General features: G+C 42.0%; 14 protein-coding genes. All 14 read left to right on the top strand.

The window, feature by feature from the left end; genetic code table 11:
• Window positions 1-269: 269 nt before the first annotated feature.
• On the top strand, window positions 270-920 hold the full coding sequence (locus ACTHRG_RS16995) for an HD domain-containing protein (protein WP_440231670.1): 651 nt from the start codon (window positions 270-272) through the stop codon (window positions 918-920).
• Window positions 917-2,797 carry an ABC-F family ATP-binding cassette domain-containing protein gene (locus tag ACTHRG_RS16990; protein WP_076260894.1) on the top strand — a complete coding sequence of 627 codons (1,881 nt, stop codon included), beginning with the start codon at window positions 917-919 and terminating at the stop codon, window positions 2,795-2,797. The genes ACTHRG_RS16995 and ACTHRG_RS16990 overlap by 4 nt, the downstream gene beginning before the upstream one ends.
• 123 nt (window positions 2,798-2,920) lie before the next feature.
• Window positions 2,921-4,057, top strand: a complete 1,137-nt coding sequence (locus ACTHRG_RS16985) for a conserved virulence factor C family protein (protein WP_076260896.1) — start codon at window positions 2,921-2,923, stop codon at window positions 4,055-4,057.
• A 264-nt stretch (window positions 4,058-4,321) separates the two neighbouring features.
• Window positions 4,322-5,992: a dihydroxy-acid dehydratase gene (ilvD, locus tag ACTHRG_RS16980; protein WP_076261072.1), complete on the top strand. Its 1,671-nt coding sequence runs from the start codon at window positions 4,322-4,324 to the stop codon at window positions 5,990-5,992.
• A 146-nt stretch (window positions 5,993-6,138) separates the two neighbouring features.
• The gene (locus tag ACTHRG_RS16975) at window positions 6,139-6,573 is read left to right on the top strand and encodes a BrxA/BrxB family bacilliredoxin (RefSeq protein ID WP_440231663.1); all 435 of its coding nucleotides are present in this window, start codon (window positions 6,139-6,141) and stop codon (window positions 6,571-6,573) included.
• A 78-nt stretch (window positions 6,574-6,651) separates the two neighbouring features.
• Entirely contained in the window at window positions 6,652-7,425 is a 774-nt protein-coding gene (locus ACTHRG_RS16970; protein WP_076260901.1) for a class I SAM-dependent methyltransferase, read from the top strand.
• Between the two features lie 319 nt (window positions 7,426-7,744).
• Window positions 7,745-8,926 carry an LL-diaminopimelate aminotransferase gene (locus ACTHRG_RS16965; RefSeq protein ID WP_076260904.1) on the top strand — a complete coding sequence of 394 codons (1,182 nt, stop codon included), beginning with the start codon at window positions 7,745-7,747 and terminating at the stop codon, window positions 8,924-8,926.
• A 20-nt stretch (window positions 8,927-8,946) separates the two neighbouring features.
• Complete coding sequence (locus tag ACTHRG_RS16960) at window positions 8,947-9,534, top strand: YpjP family protein (protein WP_076260907.1); 588 nt, start codon at window positions 8,947-8,949, stop codon at window positions 9,532-9,534.
• Between the two features lie 110 nt (window positions 9,535-9,644).
• Window positions 9,645-10,226, top strand: a complete 582-nt coding sequence (locus tag ACTHRG_RS16955; protein WP_076260909.1) for a TerD family protein — start codon at window positions 9,645-9,647, stop codon at window positions 10,224-10,226.
• Window positions 10,227-10,312: 86 nt separating this feature from the next.
• Window positions 10,313-11,092 (top strand): TerC family protein, encoded by a 780-nt coding sequence (locus ACTHRG_RS16950; RefSeq protein WP_076260912.1) that lies wholly within the window; start codon window positions 10,313-10,315, stop codon window positions 11,090-11,092.
• Between the two features lie 119 nt (window positions 11,093-11,211).
• On the top strand, window positions 11,212-12,423 hold the full coding sequence (locus tag ACTHRG_RS16945; protein WP_076260915.1) for an HpcH/HpaI aldolase/citrate lyase family protein: 1,212 nt from the start codon (window positions 11,212-11,214) through the stop codon (window positions 12,421-12,423).
• Window positions 12,353-13,726, top strand: coding sequence for a phosphoribosyltransferase family protein (locus ACTHRG_RS16940; protein WP_286149042.1), 1,374 nt, complete (start codon window positions 12,353-12,355; stop codon window positions 13,724-13,726). The genes ACTHRG_RS16945 and ACTHRG_RS16940 overlap by 71 nt, the downstream gene beginning before the upstream one ends.
• Entirely contained in the window at window positions 13,719-14,828 is a 1,110-nt protein-coding gene (locus tag ACTHRG_RS16935; RefSeq protein WP_076260921.1) for a cysteine protease StiP family protein, read from the top strand. The genes ACTHRG_RS16940 and ACTHRG_RS16935 overlap by 8 nt, the downstream gene beginning before the upstream one ends.
• Window positions 14,825-15,622 (top strand): HAD family hydrolase, encoded by a 798-nt coding sequence (locus ACTHRG_RS16930; RefSeq protein ID WP_076260924.1) that lies wholly within the window; start codon window positions 14,825-14,827, stop codon window positions 15,620-15,622. Before ACTHRG_RS16935 ends, ACTHRG_RS16930 begins: the two co-directional genes overlap by 4 nt.
• The last annotated feature ends 118 nt before the right edge of the window (window positions 15,623-15,740 follow it).

The raw sequence follows: 15,740 nt of genomic DNA, 5'->3' as shown, positions 1-15,740 counted from the left end.
TTTTATAATGACACTTTTTCACAAGTTTTAATGCTTTTTGTATATTATTTACAGAGTTGATTGGAGCGGAAGGTGCGAGACTCCTGCGGAAGTAGCGGGACAGGTGAGACCCCGCAAACGCGGAGCGTCGAGGAGGCTCACCGCTCGCCCCGCGGAAAGCGAGCAGCCTGGAGCGGAAATCAACGGACAACATTAAAGGGTAAGACCTTGCCATCGTTTCTTTTTAGTACTAATGTTAAAATGGACAGTGGAGTTTGAAAGCGGGTGAAATAATGAATGAAAATATTATACATATAACAGAAAAATTTGTCCGGGATACACTCGGAGATGATTCAACCGGGCATGACTGGCAACATATTGATCGGGTTCGAAAAAACGCCCTTTACATAGCGGAAAAGGAACAAAAAGGAGATCCTTTCTTAATTGAAATGGCAGCCTTGCTTCATGATATACCTGATGCAAAGCTGAACACTTCTATGGAAGCAGGGGACAGGAAACTGTCTGACTTTCTTAAGGAACTCAAAATAACAGAGGAAGCATCCAGCTCCATTAAGGCAATTATTGAATCAGTTTCCTTTAAAGGCGGCCATAACACCAGGATCTTAAGCGCAGAAGCCCAAATAGTCCAGGATGCGGACAGATTGGATGCGATCGGTGCCGTGGGAATTGCGAGAGCATTTGCCTACGGAGGCAAAAAAGGACAGCTGATTTATGATCCTGCCCTTGATATCAGAATAGAAATGACTGAAGATGAATACCGGAATGGCAGGTCGTCATCCATCAATCATTTTTACGAAAAGCTTTTGAAGCTGAGAGATCTGCTGAACACTGACACTGCTATGGAATTGGCAGAAAAGCGGCATGAGCTAATGGAACAGTTTCTGCATCAATTTTTTAAAGAATGGAATGGTCAAGCATGAAGATGATTTCTGTGGAAAATGTGACAAAAACCTATGGTGAGAAAGAACTTTTTAACAATATATCATTTACAATAGCCGAAAAAGAAAGGGCAGGACTGATCGGTGTAAACGGTACAGGAAAATCCTCACTGCTGAAAGTGATTGCGGGAGTTGACCTGCCAGACTCCGGCGATATAGTCAAACCGAGAGATTACACCATTTCATATTCAGCACAGCAGCCTGACCTGAATTATGATTTAACCGTTCTCGAGCAGGTATTTGCAGGAGATGCGCCAATACTTGTCCTGCAGAGAGAATATGAACAAGCACTGCTGGAGCTTAGCCGGCACCCGGAAGATCCAGCTGTCCAGGAAAGCCTTTTTGAACTTCAAAAAAGAATGGATACACTTAATGCCTGGGAAGTAAATACCGACGCCAAAACGATTCTCACTAAACTGGGCATTGAGGATTTTGGCAGAAAAATCGGTGAGCTTTCAGGCGGACAGAAAAAGCGGGTTGCGCTGGCGCAAGCTTTGATCCAGTCACCAGACTTGCTGATCCTTGATGAGCCGACAAATCACCTTGATTTTGAATCGGTTAAATGGCTGGAAGAATATCTGGGCAGATATAGGGGTGCACTGCTGCTAGTGACACATGACCGTTATTTTCTGGACCGGGTTACCAATAAAATGTTTGAGCTTGAGGGCGGAAATCTTTACAGCTATAAGGGGAATTATGCTGCATTCCTTGAAGCCAAGGCGATAAGAGAGGAAAATGAAGCAGCCACTATAGAAAAGCAGAAAAATCTGTTTAGAAGGGAACTCGAGTGGATCAGGAGAGGTGCAAAAGCCCGTACCACCAAGCAAAAAGCAAGGATCCAGCGGTTTGAGACCCTTGACAGCCAGCTTTCTTTAGTTAAATCCTCTGAAAAATTGGATATGTCCCTAAGCGGCAGCCGTCTCGGAAAACAAGTGTTTGAACTCGAAGCTGCTACAAAAAAGTATGGCTCCCAGACAATTCTGGATCATTTTGATCTTCTCGTAAAACCAGGGGATAGAATAGGGATAATTGGAAGAAATGGGACAGGAAAATCCACGCTCCTTAACATACTGGCAGGCAGGATTCCGCTGGATTCAGGTAAGCGCATTATTGGGCAGACAGTAAAAGTTGCTTACTATACCCAGGAAAGCGAAGATATGGATGAGAGTAAACGCATGATCGAATACCTCAAAGAAACAGCTGAAGTAGTTGAAACGTCAGATGGAAAAACCATTTCTGCGGCTCAAATGCTGGAGCGTTTCCTTTTTCCGCCATATACCCATGGCACTCCAATCCGCAAGCTTTCCGGCGGGGAAAAACGGAGGCTTTATTTACTGAAAATCTTAATGTCAGAGCCTAATGTTCTTCTTCTTGACGAGCCGACCAATAACCTTGATACCCAAACCCTGACGGTTCTCGAGGATTACCTAGATGATTTTCCCGGCGTAGTCATTACTGTTTCGCATGACCGCTACTTCCTGGATAAAGTGGCTGAGCAGCTGCTCGTGTTAAAAGGAGAGGGCAAAATCGAATCCTACTATGGAAATTACAGTGAATTTCTTGAAAGTGAAAATGCCAAACCGGTTCAGGAAATGGACCATGCCCCTAAAAAAACGAGGGAAACAAAACCGAAAAAGAAGAGAATGAGCTACAAAGAGAAGAAAGAATGGGAAGAAATAGAGGGAAAGATTGAGGCTGCTGAAGCCCGTCTCGAAGCAATTTCCTCAGAAATGGCCACCATTGGCAGTGACTTTGAAAAGGGCCAGGCCTTAGTAGATGAAGAATCGAAACTGAATGAAGAACTTGAATATCTGATAGAGAGATGGAGCTATCTTTCAGAAGCAGCAGAAAATGAATAATGAGATGCCCGGTGGAATCACCGGGTTATTTTTATAGTTAAAACAGCTAAAATGCCTCGAAATTATCCTTATGTTAAAATAAAATCAGTTACCAGCGTGAATATAAAAAAAAGGGTGATACTTTTGAAAATAAAAGCAATCGAACCAACACCAAGTCCGAATACAATGAAGGTTATTCTTGATGAAGAGCTTCCAATGGGGAAAGCCAATAATTATAAAAAAGATAAAAAAGAAGGAGCTCCCAGGATCATCCTTGATATTCTTGAGATTGAAGGCATAAAAGGGGTTTACCATGTTGCCGATTTCCTGGCGGTAGAAAGAAATGCCAAATATGACTGGAAAGAGCTGCTTCCTCAAGTTCGGTCTGCTTTTGGCGAAGACGTGGAAAATGACGGTTCTGAGGAAAACGGCATTGATGAACATTTTGGTGAAGTGCAGGTACTAGTCCAAATGTACAAAGGAATTCCGATGCAGGTGAAGCTGACTGACGGCACGGAAGAAAAGCGCTTCGGACTTCCTGAAAACTTTATTAATGCTGTTTCAAAAGCTCAGGATCCTGCTGATAATGTTGTCATGGTCCGCAAGTGGAAAGAATTTGGGGTCCGCTACGGAGACTTTGACCAAGTTGGCCATGATATTGTAGAGGAACTAATGGCTGCCTATCCGGAGGGAAGACTCCAGACCCTTGTGAAAATGGCTGAAAGCCCAGATAAAACGGAGGATAAGCATGTGCGTTCTCTTCTGAAACTTTCAGTCGAAGATTTGGATTCCGCGGATTGGCGGGAGCGTTATCAAAAACTCGAACAGATGGATAATCCCGAACTGGAGGACCTGCCTGTTCTTGAAAAAGCTCTCAATGACGAGAAGGCTTCAATCAGGAGACTTGCGACAGTTTATCTTGGAATGATTGAAGATAAAAGCGTCCTTCCGCTTCTGTACAGAGCATTGAAGGATAAAACGGTCACTGTAAGGCGTACAGCCGGAGACTGTTTATCAGACTTAGGGTTTGCAGAAGCAATGGACGCCATGAAGGAAGCTCTGCAGGATGACAGTAAGCTTGTACGCTGGCGTGCGGCCATGTTTCTTTACGAAGTGGGTGATGAAAGTGCGCTGCCTGCTCTAAAGGCTGCTGAAGACGACCCGGAATTCGAAGTCAGTCTGCAGATCAAACTGGCTATTGAGAGAATTGAGCAGGGAGAAGAAGCAAAGGGTTCAGTTTGGAAACAAATGACTGAATCCCGGAATAAAGGTGATAAATAATTTTAAGAAAGCCGCTCAGATTTTAGGATCTGCAGCGGTTTTTTTATTGGAATTGATTAATTTAGAACTTACACGCATTACAGTTTCATTCATTTAAAGCGAAAAATTAAATTAAATTTGTAATAATTATTGAAATTATCCGAAAAAGGGTCTATATTGGAAAGAAAATATTTGGGGGGCAGGAGGTTAGTTAATCTTTTCCATAGAATAAGAGATTATGAATCTAGGGTAAAACGGGAGGTACATACTATGACTGGCTCACAGATGAGAAGTGATATGATCAAAAAAGGCACAGACCGGGCTCCGCACCGCAGCCTGCTGCGTGCTGCCGGAGTAAAGGAAGAAGATTTCGGAAAACCATTTATTGCTGTGTGCAATTCCTATATTGATATCGTTCCTGGCCATGTGCATTTGCAGGAATTCGGTAAAATTGTTAAAGAAGCAATCCGTGAAGCAGGCGGCGTTCCGTTTGAATTTAATACCATTGGTGTGGATGATGGAATTGCGATGGGCCATATCGGCATGCGCTATTCTCTGCCAAGCCGTGAAATCATTGCAGACTCACTTGAAACAGTTGTTTCTGCCCACTGGTTTGATGGAATGGTCTGTATCCCGAACTGCGATAAAATCACACCCGGAATGATGATGGGGGCATTAAGGGTTAATATTCCAACCCTTTTTGTCAGCGGCGGTCCGATGAAAGCCGGCGTAGATTCAAGCGGAAAGCCATTATCCTTAAGCTCGGTCTTTGAGGGTGTAGGTGCCTTCGAATCCGGCCAAATAGACGAACAAAAGCTCCTGGAAATCGAGCAGGTAGCATGTCCGACCTGCGGTTCCTGTTCAGGGATGTTCACTGCGAATTCCATGAACTGCCTTGCAGAAGGACTGGGCCTTGCACTTCCTGGCAATGGCACGATTCTGGCTGTATCAGAAGAAAGAAAAGAATTTGTTAAACGTTCAGCCAAGCAGCTGATGGAATTAATCAAGCAAGACATTAAACCGCGCGATATTGTTACCATTGATGCGATTGACAATGCATTTGCCCTGGATATGGCAATGGGCGGGTCAACCAATACAGTTCTTCACACATTGGCGCTTGCTCACGAAGCTGAAATTGAATATCCGATTGAACGAATCAATGAGATTGCTAATAGGGTTCCTCATTTAGCCAAAATCGCTCCTGCGTCAGATTATCATATTGAAGATGTTCATAATGCCGGTGGGGTGAGTGCAATCATCAATGAATTGCTTAAAAAGCCGGACGCCTTGAATGGTGACTGTCTGACAGTTACCGGAAAGCCGCTAAGGGAGAATGTAGCAGGCAGTGAGATTCAGGATAAAAATGTAATCCGGACACTGGAGAATCCGCACTCTGAACGCGGAGGGCTGGCAGTTTTATTTGGGAATCTAGCTCCTGAGGGATCAATTATAAAAGTGGGTGCAGTAGATGAGTCAGTAGGCGGATACCATAGAGGGCCAGCCATCTGCTTTGATTCGCAGGAAGATGCACTATCCGGAATCATTACTGGCAAGGTGCAGGAAGGCCATGTTGTTGTCATTCGTTATGAGGGCCCTAAAGGCGGCCCTGGAATGCCGGAGATGCTTGCACCGACTTCACAGATTGTCGGCCGTGGTTTAGGTGCAAAAGTCGGCCTGATTACAGATGGCCGTTTCTCGGGTGCTTCCCGCGGCATCAGCATTGGGCACATCTCACCGGAGGCTGCTGAAGGCGGACCTATTGCATTTGTGGAGAATGGAGACATCATTGAATTGGATCTGAATAACCGTACAATCAATCTGGAAATTTCGGATGAAGAATTCGAAAAGCGGAAAGCCAATTGGAAGGGCTTCGAGCCAAAGGTTAAAAAAGGGTATCTTGCCCGTTATTCGAAGCTAGTCACCAATGCCAGCACAGGTGGCGTTATGAAAATTTAAATATAGTAAGGATGCCGGTCTTTTAGGACCGGCTTTCTTTGAATTAGCTGAGTTATGACGAGAACCGGCATAGAAAAATTGCATTAAGATCATACGATATAGTATGCTTACTTTACAAACTGTACGTTAAGGAGGATGCAAATCTTATGTCAATGGCATATGAAGAATATATGAAGCAAATGGTGAAGCCGATGCGTCAGGAGCTTGTACAGGCAGGCTTTAAAGAGCTTACGGCTTCAGAAGATGTAGAGCAATTCATGGAAAACCTTGAAGGCACAGCACTTGTAGTCGTAAATTCAGTTTGCGGCTGTGCAGCAGGACTTGCCCGCCCTGCAGCAACACAGGCTGTTATAAGAAGTGAAAAGAAACCTGATCATCTGGTGACGGTTTTTGCGGGACAGGACAAAGAAGCAACAGCCAAAATGCGCGAGTACTTTGATGGATATGAACCTTCATCACCTTCTATGGCTCTTTTAAAAGGGAAGAAAGTTGTGCACTTCATTCACCGCCATGATATCGAAGACCACTCTATGGAAGCGATCATGGAGAACCTTCTTGCAGCTTTTGAGGCGAACTGCTGAGAATATTAAATTATACAAAAACGGGGTGTCTGCTGGCACCCTTTTTTCATAGCAATTTTAGGAATCAGGTGAACATATATGCTAATTACGACATCCGGACGCACCAATGAAGCAATGATAGAAAAAGCAAAAAACATTGCAGAACAATTGGGAGCAGAATACATCGACAGGAATAAAAGGTCTGTAAGAGCGATTCAAAAACAAGTTCCTGAAGACTGCATAGTAGTTGGAAAAGAGCGGCTGGAACTTTATCCGATTGGTGAAAACCAGCCGTTCTTCTTTCATCCGAGTTCAGCCATGTTCAGAGTGAAGCGCCTCCTAAAAGGTGAGAGTGATCCTTTTCTTGAGGCTGCCGGTCTTAAAGAAGGCAGCAGTATTCTCGATTGTACTCTTGGTCTGGCATCTGACAGCATAACAGCCAGTTTTGCTGCGGGGAGTAAAGGTAAAGTTACAGGGCTTGAAGGAAATAAATACCTTTCCTTTCTCGTTGCGAACGGGCTCAGGCAGTGGGACTCCGGGCTTGAGATTATGAATCAGGCCATGGGAAGAATTAATGTTGAGACATCAATGGCCCTTCCATATTTAAAAAAACTGCCCTCGGACAGTTACGATATTGTCTATTTTGATCCTATGTTTGAAGAAGAAATCATTGAGTCAGAAGGGATTAAAGCTTTAAGGAACTTTGCTGTCTATGAGGATTTGTCAGAAGAAGTTATATTTCATGCAAAACGAGCAGCGAGGCAAAGAGTGATCCTGAAAGATCACTTTAGAAGTTCCAGGTTTGCTCAATATGGCTTCAAAGTAATTGAAAGAAAGTCATCGAAATTTCATTTTGGCATTATTGAAAAATAAGAGCAGGTGCCAGTTAATATCAGGCACCTGCTTATTTTAATCTGCAATGGCAAGATAAACAAAGTAAGCCATCAGTAAAAGACTTGCAATGACAAAGAATACAGACCAATCCATGATATTTCCCCCTTATTCATTCTTCTGGACTTGAAGAACATGATTTGTTTTATTATTCCCCGCTTTGCTCCTAATTAATCCGCCAATTAACTCATTACTATATTTCTATTGTTCTTTTTGCCGATGCATGAAATCAATTTTAATTTGGTTCGAAAAGAAGTATAATAGAAAAATAGAAACGAGATACATAGCGAGGAAGGATACGATGGAATTTCCTATTTCAAAAAAAATGGCTTCTTTTACAGAGAGCGTGTTTACGGAATTGGCCCAAATTAAGAATTCGAAACTTTCAGACGGGTTTTCGGTGATTGATTTGAGCATTGGCAGTCCTGATATGCCCCCTCCCGCTTTTGTTATGGAGGAATTGGCAAGAGGAGCCCGTGATCCAGAACAATACGGGTACTCGTTAACAGGTACACATGAATTTCATACCGCAGTCAGCGGCTATTATAAACGAAATTTTGAAGTGGATCTCGATCCTGCTTCAGAGGTGCTGCTTTTAATGGGATCCCAGGATGGGCTGGTACATTTGCCGATGATTCTATGTGATCCGGGAGATTATATCCTTGTTCCAGACCCCGGATACACTGCCTATGCTGCAGGTGCAGCAATGGCTGGTGCACAAATGTACGGAATGCCTTTAAAAAAGGAGAACAGCTTCCTCCCTGATTTTAATGAGATCCCTGAAGAAATCCTTGCAAACACGAAATTAATGATCTTAAACTTCCCAGGCAACCCCGTTCCGGCAATGGCGACAGAGGATATTTTTTTTCGAGCGATCCGGCTTGCAAAGAAATACGGTTTTGCTGTATTGCATGATTTTGCTTATTCGGAACTTTATTATGAAAAGAAACCTTTAAGTTTTTTGTCTGTTGAAGGGGCAGCTGATGTGGGGATTGAAATGAATTCACTATCAAAAAGCTTTAATATGGCTGGCTGCAGGGTCGCATATGCCGCAGGCAATCAGCAGCTTATAGCGCTGCTTGCCAATTTCAAATCCAATTTGGATTATGGTGTATTCCTGCCGGTACAGGCAGCTGCGGTGAAAGCATTGAATGATCAGTCTGATTTTTTGCAGGACTTGAGAGAGACATATAGAAAAAGAAGAGATGTATTTATAAAAAATCTTGAAACTATAGGCTGGGATATCAGCCGGCCTGAGGGGTCTATGTTCTTATGGGCCGAGATCCCTTCAGGGTACAGCTCCTCCAAAGATTTTGCGATTGACTTAATTAACCGGGCGAGTGTAGTCGTAACTCCTGGAAGCGCATTTGGAAGGTGGGGTGAGGGATACGTTCGGATTGCTCTTGTACAGCCCGAAGATGTTTTAAGGCAAGCTGTCCTTGATATTGAAGGAAGCGGCATATTTAAAAAAATCCTTGCTTAGGAGAAAGGAAGGCGAAAAAAATGCCGAATTGGCTGAGGAAATCCTTTGTTGTACTTGTTACCATTTTAACGTTTGGCCTCGTCACACCTTCTCAGGCATTTCTATATGAAAATACGAACCAGCTAAAAGCCTCCAGAGCTTCAGATGTGGAAAACTCAGAGAATGGCGCAGAACTTGCTGAAGAGGAAAATAGTTATTTCGATAAAGAGGACTTTATCAGGCAAATGCTTATAGAGGCTGAGACACAATCGTATGAGAAATTTGGTGCAAAGATAGGCCCAGTTATTGAAGATGAGTTTAACGAGGTCATCCTTCCAGAAATTGAGAAAGCCATCCAGGAGGTTGCAGTGCACTTTCCGGAAGAAAGCCTTGCTGAATTAAAGGTTACAGAAACTCCTGGGGGCGGGTTATCGGAAAAAATTTTCCACATAACCAACAGCAGGACAAACGAAGATGTCATTCGCTTCCATGTAAGAAGGGACCATCCACCTCAGCAGGGGTACTGGTTTAATTTTCACTATCATACACACCATGATCATTTTCAGGCCCACCATGAACTCGGGTCAATTTACTGGAACAAAAATACTCCGCCAAAATGGATGAGTTAAAATATTGAAATAAACTCTGGAATATGAAAAAATATTTTTATGGATTATGAAACTTTTCATGATTTATACCGTAAATACAATTATTCTACATAATGGAGGTTTGATTTGAAATGGCAGTAAGCTTATCAAAAGGACAAAAAGTGGACTTAACAAAAACAAATCCAGGAATGAGTAAGGTAGTAGTAGGGCTTGGATGGGACACGAACAAATATGATGGCGGAAATGACTTTGATTTGGATTCTTCCGTATTTCTGCTTGGAGATACTGGAAAAGTAACTTCTGAAAGCGACTTTGTTTTCTACAACAATACATCAGGCGCAAATGGATCAGTTGTACATACTGGAGATAACCGTACAGGTGAAGGGGATGGCGATGATGAGCAGGTGAAAATTGACCTGGCTAATGTCCCAGCTAACATTCAGCGCATTACATTCACAATCACCATTCATGACGGGGAAGCCCGTAATCAGAACTTTGGACAGGTATCAAATGCCTATGCAAGAATTCTGAATGAAGTTACAGGTGAAGAATTGATCCGTTATGATCTGGGTGAAGACTTCTCAATTGAAACTGCACTTGTAGTTGGAGAATTATACAGACATAACGGAGAATGGAAATTCAGTGCAATCGGAAGCGGATATCAGGGCGGACTGGCTGCACTGGCAAAAGATTTTGGTTTACAGGTAGGATAAATAAGAGGTATATTTGCTTAATAAGGCTCGGCAATGCCGGGTCTTTTATATGAAAAAGCAGTCATCACCGGGAGGAATAATTTAGAATGGAAATATTAGAATCTATTTTGCATACATATTCCCAGTTCTTTAACTGGGAAATGTGGGTTGAAGCTTTATCAAAGCCGGAAAGCTGGGCACTGATAGGTACACTTGTAATTCTGGAAGGCCTATTATCTGCTGATAATGCACTTGTTCTTGCAGTAATGGTAAAACATCTGCCGGAAAAACAGCGGAAGAAAGCTCTTTTTTACGGTCTTTTAGGTGCTTACTTCTTCAGATTTATTGCAATCGGCATCGGTGTATTTTTAATTGAATTCTGGTATATCAAGGTCTTAGGTGCTGCCTACCTGGCCTGGCTTGCCATTAAGTACTTTATTGATAAGAGGCAAGCAGAAGAGGAAGGCGATGAACATGCAATAGAAGGCATCAATCAAAGAGGATTATTAATCCGTCTTTTCGGTACTTTCTGGGGAACTGTCATTGCAGTTGAATTGATGGATATTGCATTTTCAATCGATAGTATATTGGCTGCGCTTGGAGTCAGCCAGGAAATTTGGGTGCTTTTGATAGGCGGTATGCTTGGTATTATCATGATGCGTGGCGTAGCTGGCGTATTTTTGAAGCTGATTGACAGGGTACCGGAGCTGGAAACCAGCTCATATATCCTGATCCTTCTTATTGCTGCTAAAATGCTTGCGAGTGCGGCTGGTATTCACATCGACCATATTTACTTCTTTATCGTATTGGTTATCGTGTTTGCTATTACTTTTATTGTGCATGCGAGGAATGCAAAAAAAGAAGCTGCAGATCAGGGATCGAACTAAATATGTAATTTCATAGATTTAGAAAGGGAACAGACACTTGTCCGCTCCCTTTTATTTTTATCTTTTTTGGATGAAAAAGGAAGAAAGTAGTATTTTAGTGAAGGAATGGAGCTGCAAAAATGAGACTATTTTCCGATCTGCCGGGTGAAAAAATAAATAATATGTTTTATAAAAAGCCTGGCTATTTTAACAAGAGATCTGACAGGGAGCTATTATCATATGCTCTTGGGGCAACTTTATATATGCCGGCGACAAGGCCAAATATTCACCAGGATCTGCTGTCAAAAAAACATGCTGGCCTTTCATCCATGGTCATATGCCTTGAAGATGCAATTGGTGATGAAGAAGTGGAAATGGCAGAGGGTCTGCTTTGTTCGGAATTGGAAAATTTAAGCTCAGACCTTGTGAAGGGTCTTTGTGAAGAAGAAGATCTCCCTTTGATCTTCGTGCGAATCAGGAGCTATGAGCAGCTTGTTAGACTCAAGAGCAGAATTCCGAATGGCATGCATCTTCTGACCGGCTTTGTCCTGCCTAAGTTTTCACCCGCTGAAGGAAGTAGAATTTTAACAGAAATTAAAGAGCTTAATTCTCAGGGTTATTGTTTATATGCCATGCCGATTTTGGAGACGAAAGAAATTATTCAAAAAGAAACAAGGCTTGAAGAGCTGATCGGCATAAAGAAAGTGCTGGACCAATATTTTGAGCTGATTTTAAATGTGAGAATTGGAGCTACGGATTTTAGCGGACTCTATGGAATACGAAGAAATTCTGATACGACAGTTTACGATATTGCTGTAATTAGAGATTGCATATCAGATATTATTAATATTTTCCTGCGTGCGGACCAGCCGTATGTCATTTCAGGTCCGGTCTGGGAATACTTTTCCTCAAAAGAGCGTCTTCTAAAGCCTCAAATAAGGCAAACACCATTCATGGAACGTCTCGGACAGGATGGACTGAAAATGAGAACGGACTTAATTGATCGGCATATGGATGGTTTAATTAGAGAAATTGCAATGGATATTTCAAATGGCTTAACTGGGAAAACCATTATACATCCAACCCATATTAGGCCTGTACAGGCATTGAATACGGTAACACTTGAAGAGTATCTGGATGCACAGAGCATCGCCGGTCAGGCCGGCGGAAAAATAGGAGTTATGAAAAGTGATTATCAAAACAAAATGAATGAAATAAAACCTCATTTGTATTGGGCAAAAAAAATATTATTAAAATCAGAAGTATACGGGGTGCTGCAGGATGAGATCACATACATTGACCTACTCAAAAACGAAACATTCAATTCAGATACTCAACTCATTAACCGTTGATATTCATATAACCGAGAACCCATATGAGCTGCTCCCTGAAGATTTATTTGTCATGGCAGCAAGGATAAACAAGAAAAGATCTTTCTTATTTGTCAGCAAAGTGCTCGGGAAACATATACCGATAGACCCGAAGATTGGACTCCTGACAGGAGAATTGCTCGCCAGCCTTTATATGGAGAAGGCGAAAAAGGTGGAGACCGGAAAGGCCGCAGAGCTTTTATCCGCTTTTATAAACGGTACAGATTTCATGAACAGCAGTCCATTTATTGATAAAGATTATAACCCGGTTATCATTGGATTTGCTGAAACAGCAACTGCACTCGGACATGCTTTCTTTCAATCATTTAAACGTGCCGATTACTTTCATACAACTAGAGAGCAGCTGGCAGATCAGAATTCAGTCATAACATTTGAAGAAGAACATTCTCATGCTACTTCACACAGATGCTATGCAGATGCAGATCTTTTGGATAATAAGAGGGAGATTATACTTGTCGATGATGAAATGACTACTGGTAAAACAGCTATTAATATCATCCGCTCCATTCATGAACGCTTTCCAAGAAAGATGTATACAGTCGTCTCCATCCTGGATTGGCGTTCCCAAAAAGATCAGATACTGTTTGATGATTTGGAAAAAGAGCTGGGCATTATTATTAACAATGTGTCTCTTCTAAAAGGGGAGATCGATGTATATGGGACTCCTAAAGTGAATAATGGTCAGTCAGCAGACGAGCTGTCAGGACAAACTGCTCATATTTCCTATATTGATATAAGTAAAGAATTCCCTGAATTATTAAGCCGGACGAATGAACCATCAGTTACTTTAAACGGTGAGATCAGAAATATTCCCTATTTAAAAGATTCGGGCCGATTCGGGCTGGATGCAAAACGCCAGGCCGGATTAAGTGTGTCATTAGCTGAGATCGGCCAATCCTTATCCCGAAAACGGGATGGAAGAAATACATTATGTCTTGGAACCGGGGAGTTCATGTATATCCCTATGAAGGTTGCCTCCTTAATGGGGGAAGGCGTAAAGTTCCACTCAACAACACGCAGTCCCATCTTTGTAAGAAATGATAAAGACTATGGAGCGCAATACGGCATTTCCTTTCAAAATCCTGAAGACCCTGAAATGGCACAATTTGTTTATAACATTCCAGACGGCTGTTATGAAGAAGTGTTCCTGTTTTTTGAAAGAGAACCGGAAAAAGATTCCCTTATGCCTTTTATCAATCAATTAAAAAAATATATTAAAAATGTAAAAGTAGTCTACTTTAACGGAGGTGGAAAAAATGAATAAAACAGCAGATAAATTTGGTTCATATAGTAAAGATGATGTTGTCTTTTTATTGAAGGATTTAAGCGGATATTCACTTGAAGGATCCATTGAGCAAAGAGAAAAAAACATTCAGTCCGGTCAGCATTATAGTGAAACACTTCCTATTGAATATCAGCCGCCTGAAAAATACCTTTCTCTGTTTTGGGAGACACTTGATGTTTATAAACGGAAAACAGCATTGTCAACAGGAGCGGTTTCTGAGCAGATCTGGAAGAAAAAAGGAAAAAATACTGTTTTAGTTTCTCTCGCGAGAGCCGGAACACCTGTTGGAATTCTGATAAAGAGGTATCTTTCTGAAGTTTATGGTGTGAGTTTGCCGCATTACAGCATATCCATTATCAGGGACCGGGGGATTGACGAAAATGCCATAAAGCATATTCTGAACTCACATCCCGGATGTGAAATTCAATTTGTGGACGGATGGACAGGAAAAGGGGCTATTTCCATTGAATTAACCAAGGCCTGCAGACAATTCCAGGAAACTTATGGTGTTATTCTCGATGATACCTTGGCCGTTCTTGCTGATCCTGGTTATTGCACAACCCTATATGGAACGAGGGAAGATTTTCTGATTCCAAGTGCCTGTCTCAACTCAACTGTTTCAGGATTAGTCAGCAGAACAGTATTCAATAAATCCTTAATTGGGCCGGAAGATTTCCATGGCGCCAAATATTATAGCGAGCTGGAAGAAGCAGATGTTTCAAACCATTATCTCTCAGCTGTAGCAGAGGAGTTCCCGGCTATTAAGCAGGAAGCTTTCGAACTTGCGAAAAGGATTATGGAAAACCCGGGGGAAGCAAGTTTTAAGGGCATGGAAGAGATTCAGAGAATACAAGAAGAATTTAATATTGAATCTATTAACTTTGTAAAGCCGGGAGTAGGCGAAACAACCAGAGTTCTTCTAAGAAGGCTTCCATGGAAAATTTTGATGAAAGATCCGGAAAGTCCATATGTTGGCCATATTGTCATGCTGGCCCGGGAGCGGAATGTTGAGGTTATTCATTATCCTGATATGAGTTATACCTGCTGCGGATTAATTAAAAAGACTGGAGAAAATTCATGAGGATGTTTGCATCAGATTTGGACAGGACACTGATCTACTCAAATAAAGCACTCGCTGATTTTGGGCAGTCAGGAGAAGATTTAATAGGTGTTGAGCGTAAAGATGGCAGGGAAATTGCCTTTATGACACAAGAAGCTCGAAGATTACTGGAAGAGATAGCTGCTCAAATGCTCTTTGTGCCTGTTACAACGAGAACTTATGAGCAATATAAACGTATTTTCATTTTTAAAGATGCCCTTAACATTCCTTACGCTGTCACATCCAATGGTGCCAATATCCATTATTATGGAAAACCTCTTGAGGAGTGGTCTGTCATAGTCCGAAAGCGTCTGAAGACGGAGTGTGCTTTGCTTGAGGAAATGATGGACAGATTAAAAAGCCTGGAACTGAACGGGAAAATAAAAATGGCTGAAAATCTTTTCTTTTATTATATTCTTGAAGAAAAATTAACAGCTGAAGCCAAAAAAGCAATTGCTGATCTGGCAGAATCCTTTGGGTGGAGGATATCCCATCAGGGAAGGAAGCTGTATTTTATGCCAAATCCCATCTGTAAGGGCGAGGCAGTGAAATTCATTCAGGAACGGGAAGATATAAATATAGTTTTTGGGGCAGGCGATTCCATGCTTGATCATGACTTTTTAAAGTACTGCGACTATGCATTTGTCCCCAGCCACGGAGAACTCGTAGCCGAAAAGTCCATCACATCTCCATACTTGATTACTGCTAATGTAGGGACAGCGGCAGGGGAAGAAATTCTAAAAAATATATCAAATAGTATTAAAGAAAAAGTTTAGTCCGGCTGGTCCCTCAGCCATTTTTTTAAAACGATAAATAAGCAAAAGCAAAAAGTATAGCTTCCTGTAAAGATTAAACTGCTGATGGAAATAGACTGGTAACTGGCAAAAGAGAAGA

It is taken from the genome of Cytobacillus sp. SAFR-174, assembly GCF_051964675.1.
GTDB lineage: Bacteria > Bacillota > Bacilli > Bacillales > Cytobacillaceae > Cytobacillus.
This window is presented reverse-complemented; position numbering and strand designations above follow the sequence as displayed.

Excerpts from the sequence above, each read along its gene's own strand:
- ACTHRG_RS16990 (WP_076260894.1), top strand. The coding sequence starts at position 917 with ATGAAGATGATTTCTGTGGAAAATGTGACAAAAACCTATGGTGAGAAA.
- ilvD (WP_076261072.1), top strand. The coding sequence starts at position 4,322 with ATGAGAAGTGATATGATCAAAAAAGGCACAGACCGGGCTCCGCACCGC.
- ACTHRG_RS16975 (WP_440231663.1), top strand. The coding sequence starts at position 6,139 with ATGTCAATGGCATATGAAGAATATATGAAGCAAATGGTGAAGCCGATG.
- ACTHRG_RS16970 (WP_076260901.1), top strand. The coding sequence starts at position 6,652 with ATGCTAATTACGACATCCGGACGCACCAATGAAGCAATGATAGAAAAA.
- ACTHRG_RS16965 (WP_076260904.1), top strand. The coding sequence starts at position 7,745 with ATGGAATTTCCTATTTCAAAAAAAATGGCTTCTTTTACAGAGAGCGTG.
- ACTHRG_RS16960 (WP_076260907.1), top strand. The coding sequence starts at position 8,947 with ATGCCGAATTGGCTGAGGAAATCCTTTGTTGTACTTGTTACCATTTTA.
- ACTHRG_RS16955 (WP_076260909.1), top strand. The coding sequence starts at position 9,645 with ATGGCAGTAAGCTTATCAAAAGGACAAAAAGTGGACTTAACAAAAACA.
- ACTHRG_RS16950 (WP_076260912.1), top strand. The coding sequence starts at position 10,313 with ATGGAAATATTAGAATCTATTTTGCATACATATTCCCAGTTCTTTAAC.
- ACTHRG_RS16945 (WP_076260915.1), top strand. The coding sequence starts at position 11,212 with ATGAGACTATTTTCCGATCTGCCGGGTGAAAAAATAAATAATATGTTT.
- ACTHRG_RS16940 (WP_286149042.1), top strand. The coding sequence starts at position 12,353 with ATGAGATCACATACATTGACCTACTCAAAAACGAAACATTCAATTCAG.
- ACTHRG_RS16935 (WP_076260921.1), top strand. The coding sequence starts at position 13,719 with ATGAATAAAACAGCAGATAAATTTGGTTCATATAGTAAAGATGATGTT.
- ACTHRG_RS16930 (WP_076260924.1), top strand. The coding sequence starts at position 14,825 with ATGAGGATGTTTGCATCAGATTTGGACAGGACACTGATCTACTCAAAT.